Annotated in this window: 1 protein-coding gene; it reads right to left on the bottom strand. The window is 47.2% G+C overall.

Annotated elements, in window-relative coordinates; genetic code table 11:
* The coding region (locus AC3G2T_RS38685) for an ISL3 family transposase (protein WP_488438816.1) at window positions 1-1067 on the bottom strand (1067 nt) is incomplete at its 3' end.
* Between the last annotated feature and the right edge of the window lie 71 nt (window positions 1068-1138).

The following is a 1138-nucleotide window of genomic DNA, read 5'->3' on the forward strand; positions in this document are numbered from 1 at the left end:
CATCGTAAGATTCCTTTTTCATGCTGACGAATGGTTTTCGCAGCCTTCACCATATCAGGGATTTGGCTGTGCGTCGCCCAGTAGTACCAACTGTCCAGGAACAGTTTTGCCTTCTCCGGTGTTTCCTGCTCCCACAGCTTCGAGAAGGTGAGCTTCAAGTGATACGCTTTTGCTGTTTTCAGGTCTTCATCCTTGAGGCTAATCAGTTTTTCCTTTTGCTTAGCGGTTAAGTTTTCTTCGTTCTTCAGCCAAGCGTATCGACTGTCCTTGAGTTCGGCTACCGTTCGTTGTTCTTTTCGTCTTGTCTCGTCTACAGCCGTATGGATCACTTTCATGACATGGAACTTATCGTAGGTTATTTCGACGTTCGGAAAAAAATTCCTCGCTCCGGCAATAAAGCTCGGTGACATATCCATACATAATTCTTCAATATCATCCGGGTGGCCGCATTTCTGTAGCAATTGGCCTTTAAAGTCAAACAATGTCCGTTGATCTTTCCCTTCCGCCACGTGAAGCACTTTACGGGTATCCAAGTCCATGACCAGAGAGACGTACTCGTGTCCTTTCGCCCGAGAGGTTTCGTCTATGGCAATACGCTTAACCTCTTCCCACGTTTGTTCCTTCCGCGCTTCATCCACGTAATGGTGCAAAATCGGCCATAAAGTGGTGTCATGCTCTCCGAGCAGTCTGGAAACTTCGTTCATTGGCATAGCTTTGGCGAGCAACACCATAAAGGCTTCAAAATACAACGAATAGCCGGAACGCTCGCGGGCCCACGAAAGTTCGGCTGTTTTAGGCGTATTGCATGAATCGCACTCTACACGCGGCGGCTTGCCGATCAGCACAGCGCGATATTGGAAGAAGTTCATGTGCCGCCATTCTCGTTCCTTACCGTGGTCATAAATCCGGCAATCTGGTTTACCACAAGTACCGCAAGTGTGCAAACTACCGTTCACGGTCCGTATGTAAATCCGCAGTTCTTTTTGATCCGGTTTGAAAGCGACATTGTATACTTCCCAACCTGTCCCTAAATTCAAAGCTCTATTAAAAATATCGTTTTCCGTCATCCCAGATATCTCCCTTCGGGGTTCTATTACAAGGATTGACGGCTTATTGTCATGCTAAACTGGGAAGAACC

It is taken from the genome of Paenibacillus sp. sgz302191, from assembly GCF_057749925.1.